This window comes from Kocuria sp., assembly GCF_030538595.1.
Lineage (GTDB): Bacteria > Actinomycetota > Actinomycetes > Actinomycetales > Micrococcaceae > Kocuria.
Genome location: NZ_JAUNTS010000004.1, coordinates 1 through 16,068 on the forward strand (window position 1 = coordinate 1; position 16,068 = coordinate 16,068).

The 16,068-nt window shown below is 63.0% G+C and carries 12 protein-coding genes and 1 tRNA gene; 4 read left to right on the forward strand and 9 right to left on the reverse strand.

Translation table 11 applies throughout. The annotated features are described in order from the left end of the window. Positions 1 to 78: 78 nt before the first annotated feature. Positions 79 to 501, reverse strand: coding sequence for an organic hydroperoxide resistance protein (locus tag Q4G32_RS04700; protein WP_303349589.1), 423 nt, complete (start codon positions 499 to 501; stop codon positions 79 to 81). A 180-nt stretch (positions 502 to 681) separates the two neighbouring features. Here Q4G32_RS04700 and deoD point away from each other — a divergent pair, with 180 nt between their 5' ends. Beyond that, positions 682 to 1,401 (forward strand): purine-nucleoside phosphorylase, encoded by a 720-nt coding sequence (gene deoD, locus Q4G32_RS04705; protein ID WP_303349591.1) that lies wholly within the window; start codon positions 682 to 684, stop codon positions 1,399 to 1,401. A gap of 94 nt (positions 1,402 to 1,495) precedes the next feature. Here deoD and Q4G32_RS04710 read toward each other — a convergent pair whose 3' ends face one another. Continuing rightward, entirely contained in the window at positions 1,496 to 2,035 is a 540-nt protein-coding gene (locus tag Q4G32_RS04710) for a DUF4282 domain-containing protein (protein ID WP_303349593.1), read from the reverse strand. A gap of 331 nt (positions 2,036 to 2,366) precedes the next feature. On the opposite strand from Q4G32_RS04710, the gene Q4G32_RS04715 reads away from it, so the two are divergent. Both Q4G32_RS04715 and Q4G32_RS04720 read left to right on the forward strand, forming a co-directional pair. After that, complete coding sequence (locus Q4G32_RS04715) at positions 2,367 to 3,824, forward strand: glyceraldehyde-3-phosphate dehydrogenase (RefSeq protein WP_303349595.1); 1,458 nt, start codon at positions 2,367 to 2,369, stop codon at positions 3,822 to 3,824. A 25-nt stretch (positions 3,825 to 3,849) separates the two neighbouring features. Then, positions 3,850 to 4,353: an SRPBCC domain-containing protein gene (locus Q4G32_RS04720; protein WP_303349597.1), complete on the forward strand. Its 504-nt coding sequence runs from the start codon at positions 3,850 to 3,852 to the stop codon at positions 4,351 to 4,353. Between the two features lie 38 nt (positions 4,354 to 4,391). Here Q4G32_RS04720 and selB read toward each other — a convergent pair whose 3' ends face one another. From selB to Q4G32_RS04740, 4 genes are all read right to left on the reverse strand, one after another. Next, on the reverse strand, positions 4,392 to 6,188 hold the full coding sequence (gene selB / locus Q4G32_RS04725) for a selenocysteine-specific translation elongation factor (protein WP_303349599.1): 1,797 nt from the start codon (positions 6,186 to 6,188) through the stop codon (positions 4,392 to 4,394). An 843-nt stretch (positions 6,189 to 7,031) separates the two neighbouring features. Further along, positions 7,032 to 8,378 carry an L-seryl-tRNA(Sec) selenium transferase gene (gene selA / locus Q4G32_RS04730; protein WP_303349600.1) on the reverse strand — a complete coding sequence of 449 codons (1,347 nt, stop codon included), beginning with the start codon at positions 8,376 to 8,378 and terminating at the stop codon, positions 7,032 to 7,034. A gap of 87 nt (positions 8,379 to 8,465) precedes the next feature. Beyond that, a tRNA-Sec gene (locus Q4G32_RS04735) sits at positions 8,466 to 8,561 on the reverse strand. A gap of 45 nt (positions 8,562 to 8,606) precedes the next feature. Then, the gene (locus Q4G32_RS04740) at positions 8,607 to 9,206 is read right to left on the reverse strand and encodes a nucleotidyltransferase domain-containing protein (RefSeq protein WP_368660362.1); all 600 of its coding nucleotides are present in this window, start codon (positions 9,204 to 9,206) and stop codon (positions 8,607 to 8,609) included. 48 nt (positions 9,207 to 9,254) lie between these two features. On the opposite strand from Q4G32_RS04740, the gene selD reads away from it, so the two are divergent. Then, a complete protein-coding gene (gene selD / locus Q4G32_RS04745) occupies positions 9,255 to 10,277 on the forward strand; it encodes a selenide, water dikinase SelD (protein ID WP_303349602.1) in 1,023 nt (340 codons plus the stop codon). Between the two features lie 213 nt (positions 10,278 to 10,490). Here the strand turns inward: selD and nrfD are convergent, their stop codons facing one another. From nrfD to fdh, 3 genes are read right to left on the reverse strand one after another with little or no spacing between them, the layout of a single operon-like run. Further along, a complete protein-coding gene (gene nrfD, locus Q4G32_RS04750; protein WP_303349604.1) occupies positions 10,491 to 11,603 on the reverse strand; it encodes an NrfD/PsrC family molybdoenzyme membrane anchor subunit in 1,113 nt (370 codons plus the stop codon). Beyond that, positions 11,600 to 12,646: a 4Fe-4S dicluster domain-containing protein gene (locus Q4G32_RS04755; RefSeq protein ID WP_303349605.1), complete on the reverse strand. Its 1,047-nt coding sequence runs from the start codon at positions 12,644 to 12,646 to the stop codon at positions 11,600 to 11,602. Before Q4G32_RS04755 ends, nrfD begins: the two co-directional genes overlap by 4 nt. Then, on the reverse strand, positions 12,643 to 15,975 hold the full coding sequence (gene fdh / locus Q4G32_RS04760) for a formate dehydrogenase (RefSeq protein ID WP_303349606.1): 3,333 nt from the start codon (positions 15,973 to 15,975) through the stop codon (positions 12,643 to 12,645). The genes Q4G32_RS04755 and fdh overlap by 4 nt, the downstream gene beginning before the upstream one ends. Between the last annotated feature and the right edge of the window lie 93 nt (positions 15,976 to 16,068).

A 16,068-nucleotide genomic window follows, 5' to 3' on the forward strand; every position in this document is an offset into this window, starting at 1 on the left:
CCCCCCCCCCCCGGGGGGGGGGCCCCCCCCCCGGGGGGGGGGGGCGCCACAACTCGATGCTCGGCGGTCGGAGGCAGATCAGTCGTCGGTGACCACCAGTTCAACGGGAATGTTGCCCCGGGTGGCGTTGGAGTACGGGCACACCTGGTGGGCCTTTTCTGCCAGCTCAACGGCCTTGTCGTGGTCCAGATCGGGGATCACGATTTCCAGTGTGACCTCCAAAGCGAACCCACCGGCGTCGTTGGGACCAATGCCCACCCGAGCGCCAACGCTGGAATCACCCAGGTCAACTTTCTCCTTCCGCGCCACCAGCTGCAGAGCGGAGTGGAAGCAGGCGGCATATCCGGCGGCGAACAGTTCCTCGGGATTGGCACCGTTGCCAGAACCACCCATCTCCTTGGGAACGGCCAAATCAAGGTCAATGCGGCCATCCACGGTGCGGGTGTGACCATCCCGGCCCGCTCCCGTGGCAATGGCTTCTGCTGTGTAAACGCTTGCCATGATGTTTTCCTCCAGTGCGTGTGTCAGTGGCTTGTGTGGATGTAACCGCAATCCATCTTCCTCAGATGTTCAAGGCACGGCAACAGGGAGGTGACTGAGCAGACATGACATGCTGACGGATGAATCCAGGCGCAGGCACGTGACCATACGCTGCACAGTTGAACCACTCGGGAGATTTTCATGATTGACACCGCAGGCAAGTCCACGCCGCACATCCAGCCGGACGGCGTACCCATTGCGGAGACCATCCTGCTGCCGGGTGATCCCCTGCGGGCCAAGTTCATTGCGGAGAACTATCTGGAGAACACTCAGCAGTTCAACCGGGTTCGTGGCATGTTGGGTTTCACCGGTATGTACCGGGGCCGCGAGGTTTCCGTGATGGGAACCGGTATGGGCATGCCTTCCATGGGCATTTACAGCTGGGAACTCATCAACGTGTTTGGGGTCAAGAACCTGATCCGGGTGGGCTCCTGCGGCGCGTTGCAGGATGAGCTGAACCTGTACGACGTCGTACTGGCGCAGGGTGCCTCCACGGATTCCAACTACGCCAGCCAGTATCAGTTGCCTGGGACATATGCCCCGTTGGCCTCCTATGGGCTGTTGGAACAGGCCAAGCGAGCTGCCGATGATCTGGGCGTGCGGACCCATGTGGGCGGCGTGGTCTCCAGCGATGTGTTCTACAACGCCAACGATCAGGTCAATGGTCGGTGGGCGGCCATGGGACTGCTGGCCGTGGAAATGGAAGCGGCGGCGCTCTACATGAACGCCGCCGCTGCGGGGGTGAATGCGTTGGCTCTGTTCACGGTCAGTGACCACATCATGCGGGCGGAGGAAACCACGCCGCAGGAGCGTCAGACAGCTTTCACCCAGATGATGGAAATCGCCCTGACCCTAGCCTGACCCCCTTCCCCACTACTGCCGAGTGTCCGAGTTTGGTCGTTTCCATGCCCTGGAAACGACCAAACTCGGACACTCGGCAGCAAGGGGCCCGGGGTTAGCGCTTGTTTTGCTCCACCAGGAGGCTGGTGTTCTGCGCGGTGCGCACCATGGCCACGTAGAACTCAATGGTCACGCGGAACAGGATGATGTAAACGAACGCGAAGACGGCGCCGAACACGAACATCAACATGCCCGCAGCTGCGGAGTCCGTGAAGGCTGCGATGGTGAAGATCAACCAACCCAGCACAATCGCTGCCAAGCCAACGCCAAAGAGCACACCGGCAAAGCGGATGGTCACAAAGTTCTTGAAGGAGAAGTCGAACAACGCCTTGAAGAAATTGGGCTCGCCGGTGCCGGCACCGCGTGCCGGAGAACCTCCGGGCTGAGTGAATCCCTGGTTCTGCTGGGGCGTGTAGCCATAACCTGTGTTGGCTTGCTGCCCGGGGTTGTAGGCGGGTTGTCCCGCCACCGGGGCGCCGGAAGGCTGAGATGTGGGCTGCTCCGAACCTTGCGGAGTCTGGTAGTGCGGCGGGCCGGGGTTGTTGTGAGGCTCCGGGTTGGTGGAGCCGGTGTTCTCGGGAGGTGTCTGTGACATGTCCATCCTTGCGGGAGGCGTTCAGGTACTTGCCTAGTCAACTCCGCTGCGGCCTTGTGACCAAAACTTCCCGCCTGTGTTCCAGAGTGTGAACGTGCAGTCAACACACAGTGGGCGGAAACAAAACCCTCCGCGGCGCAAAAGACGGCGTGAAAGGTGGACCTTTGGGAGGGCACGGCGGAGGTGTGTGTGGGTGAGATGGCACCGGTAGGATCAGTGGCGGCGATCTCAACGGCGGGCGCTCACCCTTGGCGTCGGCCGTGATGCCACCAGCACTCGATACAACAAAGCGGCTGTCACAAGGACGTGCGGCCGAGGAAGCAGGGCATCAGTGTCTGCAGTTGAAACATGGGCCGAACGCGAAACCCGCGCGGAGGCCATGGTTCCCATGATCGGCAAGCTCTACCGCGAAAACAAAGTGGTGTTGAGCATTCACGGTCGTTCGCTGGTTCACAAATCCGTGACGGACATTCTCAAAGCGCATCGGTTTGCTCGCCGTGTGGTGGGTCAAGAGCTGACCACGCAGAGCACCTGGGAGATGCTGAACATCTTGCAGGGCTTGAAGCTGGGAACGTGCCAGATCGACCTGGGCAAGCTGGCTGCCGGATTGGCTGAGTCCCAGCGCGAAGACACCGAGCAGTACCTGCGGGAACAGCTGGCCTCCGTGGTGGATCAGCAGGGTCAGAACACCCCGGAAACTCGGGACGTGGTGCTGTACGGATTTGGCCGTATTGGCCGCTTGCTGGCCCGCATTCTGGTGGAGCGCTTTGACGGGACCGGATTGAAGCTGCGCGCTGTGGTGGTGCGCAAAAAGCCGGGCAATGATCTGGTCAAACGTGCGTCCCTCCTGCGCCGTGACTCCATTCACGGCAAGTTCAACGGCTCCATCCTGGTGGATGAACAGCGCAATGTGATTTCCGCCAACGGCGTGGACATCCAAGTGATTTACGCGGATTCACCGGCAGCAGTTGATTATCGCGACTACGGGATTGACAATGCCATTCTGATTGACAACACGGGCGTTTGGCGTGATATTGAAGGGCTGGCTCGGCACCTGGAATCACCCGGTATCTCCAAGGTGCTGCTCACCGCCCCCGGTAAGGGCGCCATGAAAAACATTGTGTGCGGTGTCAATGATTCAGACATTGAATCAGATGACCGGATCATTTCCGCAGCCTCCTGCACCACCAATGCCATCACGCCGGTGGTCAAGGTGATCAATGATCGTTACGGCATTCAGCAGGGCCACGTGGAGACCGTTCACGCCTTCACCAATGATCAGAACCTCACGGACAACTACCACAAGGGCGAACGCAGAGGCCGGGCTGCCGGGCTGAACATGGTGCTCACGGAAACCGGTGCCGCCAAGGCCGTGGCCAAAGCATTGCCGGAGATGGAAGGCAAGCTCACGGGCAACGCCATCCGGGTGCCTGTTCCGGATGTGTCCATGGCGGTGCTGACCCTGCAACTGGATCAGGCTCCGGCGGATGCGCAGGAACTCAACCAGTTCTTGCGCGGTACCTCCCTGGATTCTCCGTTGAGTCGGCAGATTGACTTCACGGACTCCCCGGAAACGGTCTCCTCCGATCTTGTGGGCTCGCGTTACGCGTGTGTGGTGGACGGGTTGGCCACGGTGGTCAACAACAAAACCGTGGTGGTTTACGCCTGGTACGACAACGAATTCGGGTACTCCAGCCAGGTGGTTCGCGTGTGCGCCAAAATGGCCGATATTGCCCAGCCCAAGTTCCCGTCCAACTGGACTCATGCAGCGGAATTGCCCGCCAACTGAAATGACTACACCCGAGGAGGTCACGGTGTCACCCACGCCCACAGGAAGTCGCCGTCAGGATGGTACGGATTCGTATTTGGTGTTGGCCAGGGAATTCGCCACCGATGTTCAGGACGCTTGGAATGCTGTCACGGATTCTTCCCGTACTGAACAGTGGTTTGGTCCGTGGCACGGTGACCCTGCATCCGGCGTGATTACGGTGCAGATGATGGCTGAGGAAGGCCACCCGGAAATGGAGTCGCGGGTGCTGCAGTGTGATGCCCCGCGCAAGCTGGTGCTGGAAACTGGGGAGGCGGCCGGCGGGTGGCATCTGGAGCTGGATGTGGTGGATCACCCATCCGGTGGGGTCACCGTGGAGCTTTCACACCGCTTGTCCGATCCCGAGTTGGCCAGTCAGGCCGGTCCCGGGTGGGAGTTTTACCTGGACCGGCTGGTGGCCGCGGAGACCGGCGGCGATCCGGCGGCAGTGGCTTTCACGGATTACTACCCCTCTCAGGCGCAGTATTACCGGGAGCTGTTCACGGACTGAATCGCATGGCTGGGTGACCGGGGCGCACCACGCTCAGGTCAACGCCGGATGGTGCGCCGTGTGCCGTCCACACGTTGGGTCCAGCCGCGGGCATCCAGGTGCTCCAGCAGCGGGATGGCCACACGGCGCGTGGTTCCCAGGGCTAGGCGCGCCTGGCTTGCGGTGAAGGGTTGCTCCAACCTGGCCAGTTCACGCATGGCCAGGGCGGGGGCGTTCGGCAGTACGACGACGCCCCCGCCCACCCTCACAATCCGACCCAACCTTTCGGCGGTGGCCAGCTCTCTGGAGCCAAGACCCCACCGCGTCAGATCGTGGGCCTCCGGCGAATCAAAGGGGTTGACCGCCAGGTGTTTTTCCAGCGCTTGGAGACCGAGTTCCGCGGGCCCCAGGTCTGGTTGATGGTCCCGATGGGCCAGATAGCCGCCGTTCTGAGTCAGCCCGGATTTTCCAATCACAGCTTTGACCAGTGCGGAATCCGTGATGCCCAACAGTTCTGGAACTGCGCCCACGGCCATCCCCGGTGCCATGGGGCTCCGCGCATGGATGGTGGCCACCTCGGCGCGGACCGTATCCACCCACCGGGTGAGTTCAGCCTGGTGAATCCACCACCCCGCCACCTCCTGAACCTCGGGTGAATCTGGCGTGGAGTCAGCCTGGGCCAGCAGCCCCAACTGCATGAGGTGGGCCCTGGACACAGCACCGTGGCGGATGACCAGGGAGCTGGCATCGCCGTCGTCGGGAAGAGTGCGCAACCACGCCGTGTGGCGGGCGCTGTCACCGCGGCGGCTGAGCGGGTAGGGGTTGATGTCCAGGATGCGGCCCCCACCCAGGACCACTTCTGCGGCGGGGTAACGCAAGATCACGCGGTCGCCGGGAATCACGGGGATGTGGCGCTCGATCCTGAGGCGGGCGTGATGATCGTCGAACGGGCGGAGGTGGGCAGGGATGCCAGCACTGCCCACGTGCAGCACAACCTCCGAAGGCACCTGGGTGAAGGCGGGTCCGGTGGTGCGGTGAAGGTCGAACTCTTGGGTGGTGGGCCAAGCACCCGGGGTGACCAGAACATCCCCCCGGTTGATCTCGCCTGCAGAAACTCCACGGAGATTCACGGCGGCGCGTGTGGTGGCCAACAGCTGATCGGTGGTGCTCTTGTGGCTCTGGAGGCCGCGGATCGTCACTGAGGTGCTGGTCTCACTGATAACGGTGAGGCTCTGCCCCACTGCCAGGGCGCCTGAGCCCAGGGTTCCGGTGGCCACGGTGCCGGCACCCTTGATGCTGAAGGCCCGATCCACCCACAGACGAACCCTCTGGTCGGCGTGCGGCACCGGGTTCTGGGCCAAGACCCGGTCCAACGTGTCACGCAACTGATCCAACCCGGTGCCATCCACGGCTGAGACGGCAGCCACCGGGGCATCACGCAGTCCTGTGTCCGCCAGCTCCCGGCGAACCTCCCGGGTCACCGCCTCCACCAGGTCCGGAGCTTTGTCTATCCGGCTCAGCACGATCACCCCGCGGGTGATGCCCAAGGCCGCCACGGCATCCCGGTGGTCGGAGGACTGCGCCTGCCAGCCTTCATCAACGGCCACCACAAAACACACCACCGGGGCCGGTCCCAGCCCAGCCAGCATGTTGCCCAGAAACCGCTCATGACCGGGTACGTCCACAAAGGAGACCTCCCGCCCGGATGGCAGCGTGGTCCAGGCGAAGCCCAGATCAATGGTCAGCCCGCGGCGTTTCTCCTCTGCCCAGCGGTCCGGTTCAATGCCCGTCAGTGCCCTGACCAGCGTGGACTTGCCGTGATCCACGTGCCCGGCGGTGGCCACCACGTGATTCATCAAAGGTCTTCTGTGCTTTTCGCTGTTTCTAAGGCATGTAGCGAGGTGTATCGCTGACCCTGTACGTATGCACTGCCACGCCCTGAAGCCGTGTTGACCACGGGGCCGGGGAGTGTTCGGTGGTCTGGGTCGCCTGACTGGGACAAGAGAAACACCTGGTACATACCCTCGGTCCATACGTGTTGACGAGAAGACCGAATGATTCTTGCTATTTTTCGATCGTTCCGATCAGAAGATGTTTCCAGGTGAGCTGCGTGCTCTTCGGTCCACAGCACATCGTCTCTTCGATGCAACACACGAGGAAACGCCCGGTGCAACGCAGATCGCCAGAGCTCGTCATACCTACCTCCCAACATTCCGGCCCAAAATCCGAAGGACAGTCCGGCAACAATTTGGTGTCGGTTGTCGATATTCTCCCGCCGGAGGCGTTGGCGAACAGCATCAATGGATGCAGTCATCTCCGCGGTCACAGGTGGTTGAGACAAGAACCATGGGATTCCCCTGGTTCTTTCTTGAAAGTGAAGCGAAAGTTCACGGTCGATGGCGTTACGAAATAGCACTTCAAGATGAGCCACTGTCTCGAACGCTGCTGCTGACATCCTCGTATTCCATGCGTAGAGGTCCAGCGTGCGGTCCAGATCACCGGCAGAGCGGTTCGCATAGGGCTCCAGGCGCTGGCCAGAGAATGCGGCGCACACAGCCTCGGATGAGTACTCGACCATGGCCACCTCGCAGTGCTATCTTGTTGATTGAACGCCCCGTGTGTGCCTCTGATGCAAGCGCCCGGGGCTTTTTCTTGCTTGAATGTTGAGGCTACTTGACCCAGTCAACCTTCTGCCAGGGTCATCTATTGGGCTGTGCCCGGTACTGAATCCTGCTCATCGCCGTGATCACAGCGTGGGCCAGGCGGTCGTCGTCGTGCTCTGGGACGCAGCGGAGGTCGAGCAGGCAGGCGCCGTTGTGTATGCGACCCACCACGCCTGGGTCGCCCAAGCGTAGGACTCCCGCCACGGATTCGGGGAGGCGCACGGCCCATCCGGGCAGGGGAACTCCCGGGGCGCCACCGCCGCCCACGCGGCCGTCATGGGGGACCACGCTCACGGATTTGTGCCCGGCCGCCGCAATGGACTGCGCCAAACGCTCCGCGCGGACTTTGAGAGCTTCCGGATCCGAGTGAAGATACTGGTGAACGGGGGTTGCCGGTCCGTTGAGGGTGGCCTCCAGAGCGGCCAGGGTGAGTTTGTCGCAGCGCACCGCGCGGGCCAACGGGTGCTTGGCCAACTTCTGGATGATCTCCGTGCGACCCAGCAGCAGCCCAGCCTGCGGGCCGCCCAACAGTTTGTCCCCGCTGGCGATCACCACATCGGCCCCGGCCTCCAAAGCGGAGGTCAGATCGGGTTCGTCATGTAAGGCGGGGTCGTGATGGAGCAGGCCGCTGCCCACGTCCACGATCAGGGGAACCCCTGCCTGACGTGCCACATCACTCAACTGGGCGATCTCCACCCCGGAGGTGAAGCCGCTGACCCTGAAGTTGCTGGGGTGGACCTTCAGAATGCAGCCGGTGTGATCGTTGAGGGCCTGCGTGTAGTCGCTGACGTGGGTCCGATTGGTGGTCCCCACCTCCCGCAGAACAGCGCCGGTGGAGGTCATCAGGTCGGAGAGTCGAAATCCGGCACCGATCTCCACGAACTCACCGCGACTGATGATCACCTCTTGCTGGAAGGCCAAAGCTGTGGTGGCCAGGACCAACGCACCGGCGCCGTTGTTGACCACCAGGGCATCTTCTGCTGCCGGACAAGCATCCAATAGCGCTTGCCGGGCCCCTATACCGCGCTTTGACCGGCGCCCGGAGACCAAGTCCATCTCCACATCCACGTAGCCGGCTGCATCCGTGATGGCCTGAGTTGCGGCAACAGACAAGGGAGCCCGCCCCAAGTTGGTGTGCACCACAATCCCCGTGGCATTGAGGACCGGTGTCAACGATGTGGCGCCGCGGTCCTCCAGCGAACCAATCACCTCATCCACAACGGCGTCCGGGGTGATCTCACCTGACCGGGCACGGTCCTGCGCTGCTCGGATGCGGGCTTTGATGGTGGTGGCGGACAAGCGCTCCATCGCGGCCAGGACCTCAGGTAATCTCATCAGACCATCTGTGCGTGGGATGGCCCGCCGGGGATCGTCCTGTGCCACGTCACTCACCTTCCGTGCCACTGGCTCACCTTTGTGCGGGGTGGGGCACGGGGCGTCGTCGTGCTGCGGCCGCGGTGCCTGAAGTCTTGGCGGAGGCGGACGGGAATCGAACCCGCCAGACCGAGATACTCGGTCTCACCGGTTTTGAAGACCGGGGTGCCCACCAGGAACACGGACGCCTCCGTCACTCGAATCTATCACCGGGTCAGGTGTGGGTGAATGCGTCGCTCAGTCTGCCGAATCGAACACCGATCCAGAGTCAAAGTCGTCGCTTATGTGGATTTGCCCAGCAAGATCACCAAAAATCACAGGCCTGCTGACTGGCTCGACTGCTCCCGAAAGCGCTTCCGCTTCCCACAGCATCACCGCCTCGTGGCCTATGTCAGAGGATGCTGGCGACGTCAGGGCTGCGTAGGGGGCCAGATCTATGGCGCGTCCCAGAGTTAGCTCCAAGACACTCTTGAACTGCATGAACCCAAACGATGATGTCCCTTCGGGTGCTTCAACCAAGAGGTCAATACCTGAGTTGAGTCGAGCTTCACCACGGGCCACAGAACCGAAAATGGCGAGCTTGGTATAGCCGTGATTGGCTGCAAGCTCCTTCAGCACGGGGGCTGTTGCTTGGAGCAGGATTTCTGGGTGCACCGCTCGGGTATCTGGTGCGGACTTGAGCTGCTGACTCACTGCCGACTGAGTGAGGCCAAGGTGCGCTGCAATTTGACGCTGAGACAGTCCACTGGCCGCCATGGCGCGGAGGGCCAGGAGGCGCCGAAGGCGCAGAATTTCCTCACTGCGCCTAGCCGACCCATACTCCTCCATCAAGCCCATAAGGGCCCCTTATCACCGGGTTCTGGCGTGCGGGAGTACGGTGGGTTCATGCCAGCTGACGCGCAGACCCCGACAACCTTGAACCGCCTGACCAGCTACGCCCACGGGGGCGGGTGCGCGTGCAAGATTCCGCCGGGGGAGCTGGAGGAAGCCGTGGCCGGCTTGGCCGGGCAGTCTCACCCTGACGTGCTGGTGGGCTTGGACGACGGCGACGACGCCGCTGCCGTCCGTATCCAGGACAACCTTGCGGTGCTCTCCACTGCGGACTTCTTCACACCGGTGGTGGACAACGCCTATGACTGGGGCCGGATTGCAGCGGCCAATGCGCTCTCCGACATTTACGCCATGGGAGGCACCCCGGTGGTGGCCATCAACCTGGTGGGGTGGCCGCGTGGCGTACTCCCCATGGAGCTGATGGCAGAGGTTCTACAGGGGGGTCTGGACATCGGCCGGGAAGCCGGTTGCCCGGTGATCGGTGGCCACACCATTGACGACCCCGAACCCAAATACGGTATGGCCGTCACCGGAACCGCGCGCCCGGATGATCTCCTCCGCAACGACGCCGCCCAGCCCGGGTTACCCATCACCCTCACCAAACCCATCGGATTGGGTCTGTTGAACAACCGGCACAAGCAAACAGGTGAGGTGTTCCAGGCGGCGATTGCCACCATGACCCAGCTCAACAGGGATGTGTCCCGGGCTGCCGTCTCAGCCGGGATCAAGGCCGCCACGGATGTGACGGGCTTTGGCCTGTTGGGTCACTTGTTCAAAATGGCTCGGGCTTCCGGGGTGAGTGCGGTGCTTGACCGTGCAGCTGTGCCTGCGGTGGAGGGTGCCGCGGAGGCCCTGCGTGATGGGTTCGTCTCCGGTGGTACCCGACGCAATCTGGACTGGGTGCGCCCACACCTTGACGTGGGTTCCGGCACCACAGAGGAAGATCTGCTGTTCCTGGCAGATGCCCAAACGTCAGGCGGCCTGCTGGTGGTGGGTGAGCTTCCGGGCCACCCTGTGATCGGAGAGACCGTGGCCGCCACGAACGATGCGCCGGTCGGAACTATCGCCATCCTCTGACTGACATCTTCCGCCGAATACGCAATGTCATGGCCCCTGACAGCTCCAGCGGCCCCAAAACTGGCCATTCGGCGTGGGAGGTAGGCGGAGAGCGGCGCAGGGAGCCACATAAGTGCGAACTCGGCGGGAGAGGCAGGGCAGAAGGCGGCGCAGGGGCCCCAAAACTGCGCACTCGGCGTGCCCGAGGGTGCGGCCGGGGCTACGGCGCCAGGTTCACCCCACCGTGGTGATGGAATCGTCCGTCTGGCCGGCTGCGCGGCGGGCCTCCAACCGGCGCCGCTGCGGTTCAATCGTGTACCGGGGGTCTGCGGCGGAGTTCAAGCCTGCGTAGAACACCCCAAAGCGAGTGCAGGCTGATGCCCCCAACAGCGCCAGTCCGGACACCGCGGCAAGCCCCCGATGACGGCCACCTACCAGCGTGCCCACACCACCCACCAGCAGGAGCCGTTCGGTCCACTTCAACAACTGACCGGGCATTCCCTGGTGCAAGGGCTCTGCCGCCACCGGGTCCATCCGGGATTCCATGACCTTCTGCGCCACCACATCCCCCACCACACCCGCCAGCGCCAGATATCGGGCCGGGCGCGCTTCATCCACGGGGGTGGTGATCATGGCCAGTCCCCCGGAGGCCAGGGAGGCAGAGCTGACGAACACGAACGGCAAATCCTCCCGCGCCGCGTTCCACGTGGGCATGGCCGTGTCAGAAAGCAGCACGGCCGTGTATCCGGCCAGGGGCGCACCGAATAGCCCGGCACCCACCCCAGCCACGGGTTCCACGGCACGCAATACACACCGCAACGGCCCCAGCGGCAGCCGCGAACCTGTCCAATGGTCCACCTCAGACACCGCAGCCACCCCCGCGCACGTGCTGAAGGAAACCAAAATCCAGGAACCCAGGCTCATGGGTGAGGTGGGTTTGATGGTGCGCAGCATGTGCAAGAAGCGTTCAGGCCGCCCAAGATCGGCGATCAGCGCCGTGCTGCCAACAGCAGAGCCGAGCAGGGCAGCCAATCGCGCATTGCGCCTCAACACCGGCCGTCCCGTCAGTTGTGCACCCAGCGCCAGCAACCCGGAGCCACCGGCCACACCACCCAGGAACAGATAGCTGCCAATCTCTTTTTTCCACGGGGGAGCCTTGACCACGGGGCGGCCGTAGTAGGAGGTGTACGGCTCAACCTCGGCATCCGGCACCACGGGCATCTCCCGGGCGCCGTCGTTGCCGCGTCTGAACCAGCTGCCACGGCCCCCGGGCCGTCCGCCGGACCGGCGACCACGACGACGCCGTCCCTCCGGCGGACGGTAACTGTCAAACTCCGAAACACTCACCTGCGGCCACCCGCCACAAAAGCCGCGGCCGTGGCCAGTGCCATCCCGGCCATGGCCACGCCCGCGCGCTTGAACGTGTGGGCCAGATCAGCGGTGGGAACTCGCGGGTCGGGCGGCAGCCCGTAGACCTCTGGTTCATCAAGGAGCAGGAAGATGGAGCCGGTGCCACCCACGCCGTCATTGGGATTGGCGCCGTACAGCCGAGCCTCCGTCATACCCTCCTGGTGCAGCTGAGCCACACGCTGCTGGGCTGCGGCCAGCATGTCCGCGCGGTCCCCGTACTTGATGGAGGTGGTGGGGCAGGTTTTGGCGCAGGCTGGCGTTTCGTCGTGCTTCATGCGGTCGTAGCACAGGGTGCATTTCTGGGCCACGCCGTCCACGGGTCGCTTGACGGTGTCCGGCATGTCACGGCCGGCGGGGGTGGTGACCAGGCCGTCGTCGCGCCGTTCGATCACCCCGAACGGGCACCCCGCCACGCACGTTCCGCAGCCATTGCAGACATCGTCCTGGACCACCACCGTCCCGTATTCGGTGCGGAACAGCGCGCCCGTGGGGCACACATCCAGGCAGCCCGCGTGGGTGCAGTGCTTGCACACGTCAGAGGACATCAGCCACCGGAACTCCGGGGTGTCCGGGGTGGCACCCGAAGTCGACGACGACGCCGCACCGCATCCCCCCGATCCACAACCCCCACCGGCGGAAGCCGTCTGTTGGGTGGCAGGGGTCGGTGCCCCCACGGAAGGCATCCCCAGGCTGACCAACTTGCGCCCTGATTCGCGGGCTTGCTCAATCCGCTCTTTCTCCTGCTCAATGAAAGCCACGTGACGCCACGTGTCTGCACCCAGCGCGCCGGTGTTGTCATAGGAGGAGCCCAGGATCTTGTAATCCCCATCCGCGGGATTACGGTTCCATTCCTTGCACGCCACTTCACAGGCTTTGCAACCAATGCAGATGGAGGTGTCCGTGAAGAATCCCCGCCGGGAATGCGGGTGATCGTAATGCGCGTCCGCGGTGGGATTACCGTCACGGGGCTGGGTGCTCATCGGTCCTCCTCCTTGGCTGGGTCGGTCACGCGGGTGTTGCCGGTTGCTGGGGTCAAGCCTGCCCGTTGCTGGTACTGGTTGACCAGTTTCACCAACTTGGCGCCGCGCGGGCGGCGGCCGGGCTGAATGTCACAAAGACCCACTTTGGACTCCTGGATGTGCACATTTGGGTCAAGAGTGATGCCCATGAGGTCGTTTGCAGCGTCCCCGCTGACCACGGCGTCGTTGCCCACCCCCCAGTGATAGGGGAGACCGATCTGATGCACCGTGCGACCGCCGGTGTTCAACGGTGTCATGCGTTCGGTGACCATCACCTTTGCCTCAATGGCACCGCGCGGGGAGACCAAGGTGGCCCATCCGTTCTGTTCCAGCCCACGTTCGGCGGCCAGTTCCGGGGAGATCTCACAGAACATCTCCGGCTGCAGCTCCGCCAGGTAGGGCAGCCAGCGGCTCATGCCGCCGGCCGTGTGCTGTTCGGTCAGTCGGTAGGTGGTGAACATGTACGGGTAGACCTCGGCCCCTGGATCACCTTGGCTGGCTGCGGTGAGATTGTCCCACCGGGGGAACAACTCACGGGTGGCGTTGGGCTGCTGCGCATAGAGCGGATTACGAACCGGCGATTCCTGCGGTTCGTAATGCGTGGGCAGCGGCCCGTCCACCATGCCCTTGGGGGCAAAGAGCCAGCCCTTGCCATCGGCCTGCATGATGAAGGGGTCATCCCCGTCCAACGCATCCGGTCCACCGGCACCGTCCGCGGCCACTGACCCCGGTGCGCGGTCCACGGGGAAATCAGGAATGTCCTGGCCCGTCCATTTCCCACTGTCGGCATCCCACCACACCAGCTTCTTGCGTTCACTCCACGGCCGCCCCTGGGGATCCGCCGATGCCCGGTTGTAAAGAATCCGGCGGTTTGCAGGCCACGCCCAACCCCACTGGGCGGCGGTTTCATCCTGCTCGCGGCCCGGAACCCGATCTGCGGCATGGTTGATCCCATCCGCGTACACACCCGTGTAGATCCAGCATCCACCGGAGGTTGAACCGTCAGCCTTCATCTGGGTGTAGCTGGACAAGGGTTGGCCGGCATCCGGACCAGTCAGCAACCTTCCATTGATCTCGGCCAGCACCGACTCGGCATCGGGATCGCCGTCGTCGTGAAGCGGATAATCCCAGGTCAAGTCCAACAGCGGCCGGTCCCGCGGGTCCGTTGAATCTGCTAAGCGCTCGCGGATGCGCTTGCCGAGTTCGTAGAAGAACTTCAGTTCACTTTCCGCGTCCCCGGGCGGTGGCAATGCTTGATGCCGCCACTGCAGCACGCGCTGAGTCTGCGTGAAAGTGCCTGATTTCTCCACGTGAGTGGCTGCCGGGAAGAAAAAAACCTCCGTGTTTATGTCCTCCGTGCGCAGCTCCCCGGACTCGATCTCCGGGCCGTCCTTCCACCAGGTGGCAGATTCGATCAGACTGAAATCACGCACCACAAGCCATTTGAGGTGAGACATCCCCATGCGCTGCATGCGCCCGTTAGCAGAGCCCACCGCGGGATTCTGCCCCAGGATGAAGTAGCCCTCCACCTCATCACGCAGCATGGCGGTCAGCGTCTGGTAGGTGCCGTGCGGACCGGTCAGGCGGGGCAGGTAGTCATAGGCCCAGTCATTCTCCGGACGTGCCGCATCCCCCCACCAGGCTTTGAGCAAGCTGACCGTATAAGCGTCCGCGTTGGCCCAGTAGCCCTTTTGCTGTTTGGAGGCAATGGAGTTGATGTACTCGTCGGAGTTCTGCAGCTCCACCGTTGGCATGGGCAGATACCCCGGGAGAAGGTTGAACAGGGTGGGGATGTCCGTGGAGCCCTGGATGCTGGCGTGACCACGCAACGCCATGATCCCACCACCGGGGCGGCCCATGTTCCCCAGTAACAGCTGCAAGATGGCCGCCGTGCGAATGAACTGGGCACCCAATGTGTGCTGGGTCCAGCCCACCGCATAGGCAAAACACGTGGTCCGTTCACGCCCGGAGTTCTCCGTGATGGAATGGGCCAGGTAGTTGAAATCCTCCTCCGAAATCCCGCAGGCCTCCCGCACCATCTCTGGCGTGTAACGCTGGTAGTGGCGTTTGAGGATCTGAAAGACCGTGTTTGGGTCCTGCAGGGTCTCATCCCGTAGCGGCTCGGCGGCAGTGGGCGGTCCGCCGCTGCCGTGGGACTCGCCTTCGGCATGATCGCTGAGGTCCGCACCGTCTGTGGAGGATTCCGACGTCGGCCGCGCACCGGCGTCGTGGTGCTCGGTATTCGTGTGCTCAGCGTTCGCACGCTGGCCGCGATCGCGGGTCTGGTAGGTCCAGGAGGTGAGATCGTAGGCACCCTTGTCAGGGTCAAATCCTGAGAACAGCCCATCCAGATCCTCCGTGTCCTGGAAGTCCTCAGAAATTAGGTAGGTGGCGTTGGTGTAGGCGCGAACGTACTCGTCAAACCACAAATTGTTGCTCAGCACGTGGTTGATCAGGGCACCCAGAAGTACCACGTCGGAGCCGGCCCGGATGGGCACGTGCTTGTCCGCAATGGCGGTGGTCCGGGTGAACCGGGGGTCCACGTGAATGATCCGAGCACCGCGCGCCTTGGCTTCAGCAACCCACTGGAAACCCACGGGGTGGCACTCCGCCATGTTGGAACCCTGAATGACAATGCAGTCCGCATTTGCCATGTCCTGTAGCGACTGTGTGGCGCCGCCGCGGCCAAACGAGGTTCCCAAACTGGGAACCGTGGCGGAGTGTCAAATACGCGCCTGATTTTCGATCTGAAGGGCACCCGCCGCGGTGAAGAGCTTTTTGATCAGGTAGTTCTCTTCGTTGTCCAGGGTGGCCCCACCCAGGGAGGCAATGCCCATGGTGCGGTTGAGTCTGCGGCCCTGGTCATCCTTGTCCTGCCAGGTGTTACGGCGGGATTCGATGAAGCGCTCGGCCACCATGTCCACGGCCTTGCTGAGCTCCATCCGTTGCCAGTCCTTGGCTTTCGGGGCTCGGTAAAGCACGTGATACTGCCGTCCCGGCGCGTTGACCAACTGTTCGCTGGCGGCACCCTTGGGACACAAACGGCCGCGGGAAATGGGGGAGTCCGGATCACCCTCGATCTGGATGACCTTGTTGTCCTTGACGTACACCTTCTGCCCGCAACCGACTGCGCAGTAGGGGCATACGCTCTGCACCACGGAGTCCGCGGTGGCGTTGCGCGAACTCAGCTCCCGGGTGTGTTCGGAGACGGTGGCGGAACTGCGCGCCGTGGAGTCAGCGGTACGCAGCTGGCGCACCACTGGCCACTCCAAGAAACTGAACCGTCCCATAGGGGTCAATGTATCTCAGATTACGTGTGGTGGTGCAGTGGGAGTACAGTGCGCCTCATATGGCTTGGGCAAATGACCAGGTTGGCGGGGACA

Bases quoted from the DNA above. Each gene is read 5' to 3' on its own strand.
- Q4G32_RS04755 (WP_303349605.1), bottom strand. From the start codon at position 12,646: ATGAGCACCCAGCCCCGTGACGGTAATCCCACCGCGGACGCGCATTAC.
- selB (WP_303349599.1), bottom strand. From the start codon at position 6,188: ATGAATCACGTGGTGGCCACCGCCGGGCACGTGGATCACGGCAAGTCC.
- deoD (WP_303349591.1), top strand. From the start codon at position 682: ATGATTGACACCGCAGGCAAGTCCACGCCGCACATCCAGCCGGACGGC.
- Q4G32_RS04740 (WP_368660362.1), bottom strand. From the start codon at position 9,206: ATGGGCTTGATGGAGGAGTATGGGTCGGCTAGGCGCAGTGAGGAAATT.
- Q4G32_RS04700 (WP_303349589.1), bottom strand. From the start codon at position 501: ATGGCAAGCGTTTACACAGCAGAAGCCATTGCCACGGGAGCGGGCCGG.
- selD (WP_303349602.1), top strand. From the start codon at position 9,255: ATGCCAGCTGACGCGCAGACCCCGACAACCTTGAACCGCCTGACCAGC.
- Q4G32_RS04710 (WP_303349593.1), bottom strand. From the start codon at position 2,035: ATGTCACAGACACCTCCCGAGAACACCGGCTCCACCAACCCGGAGCCT.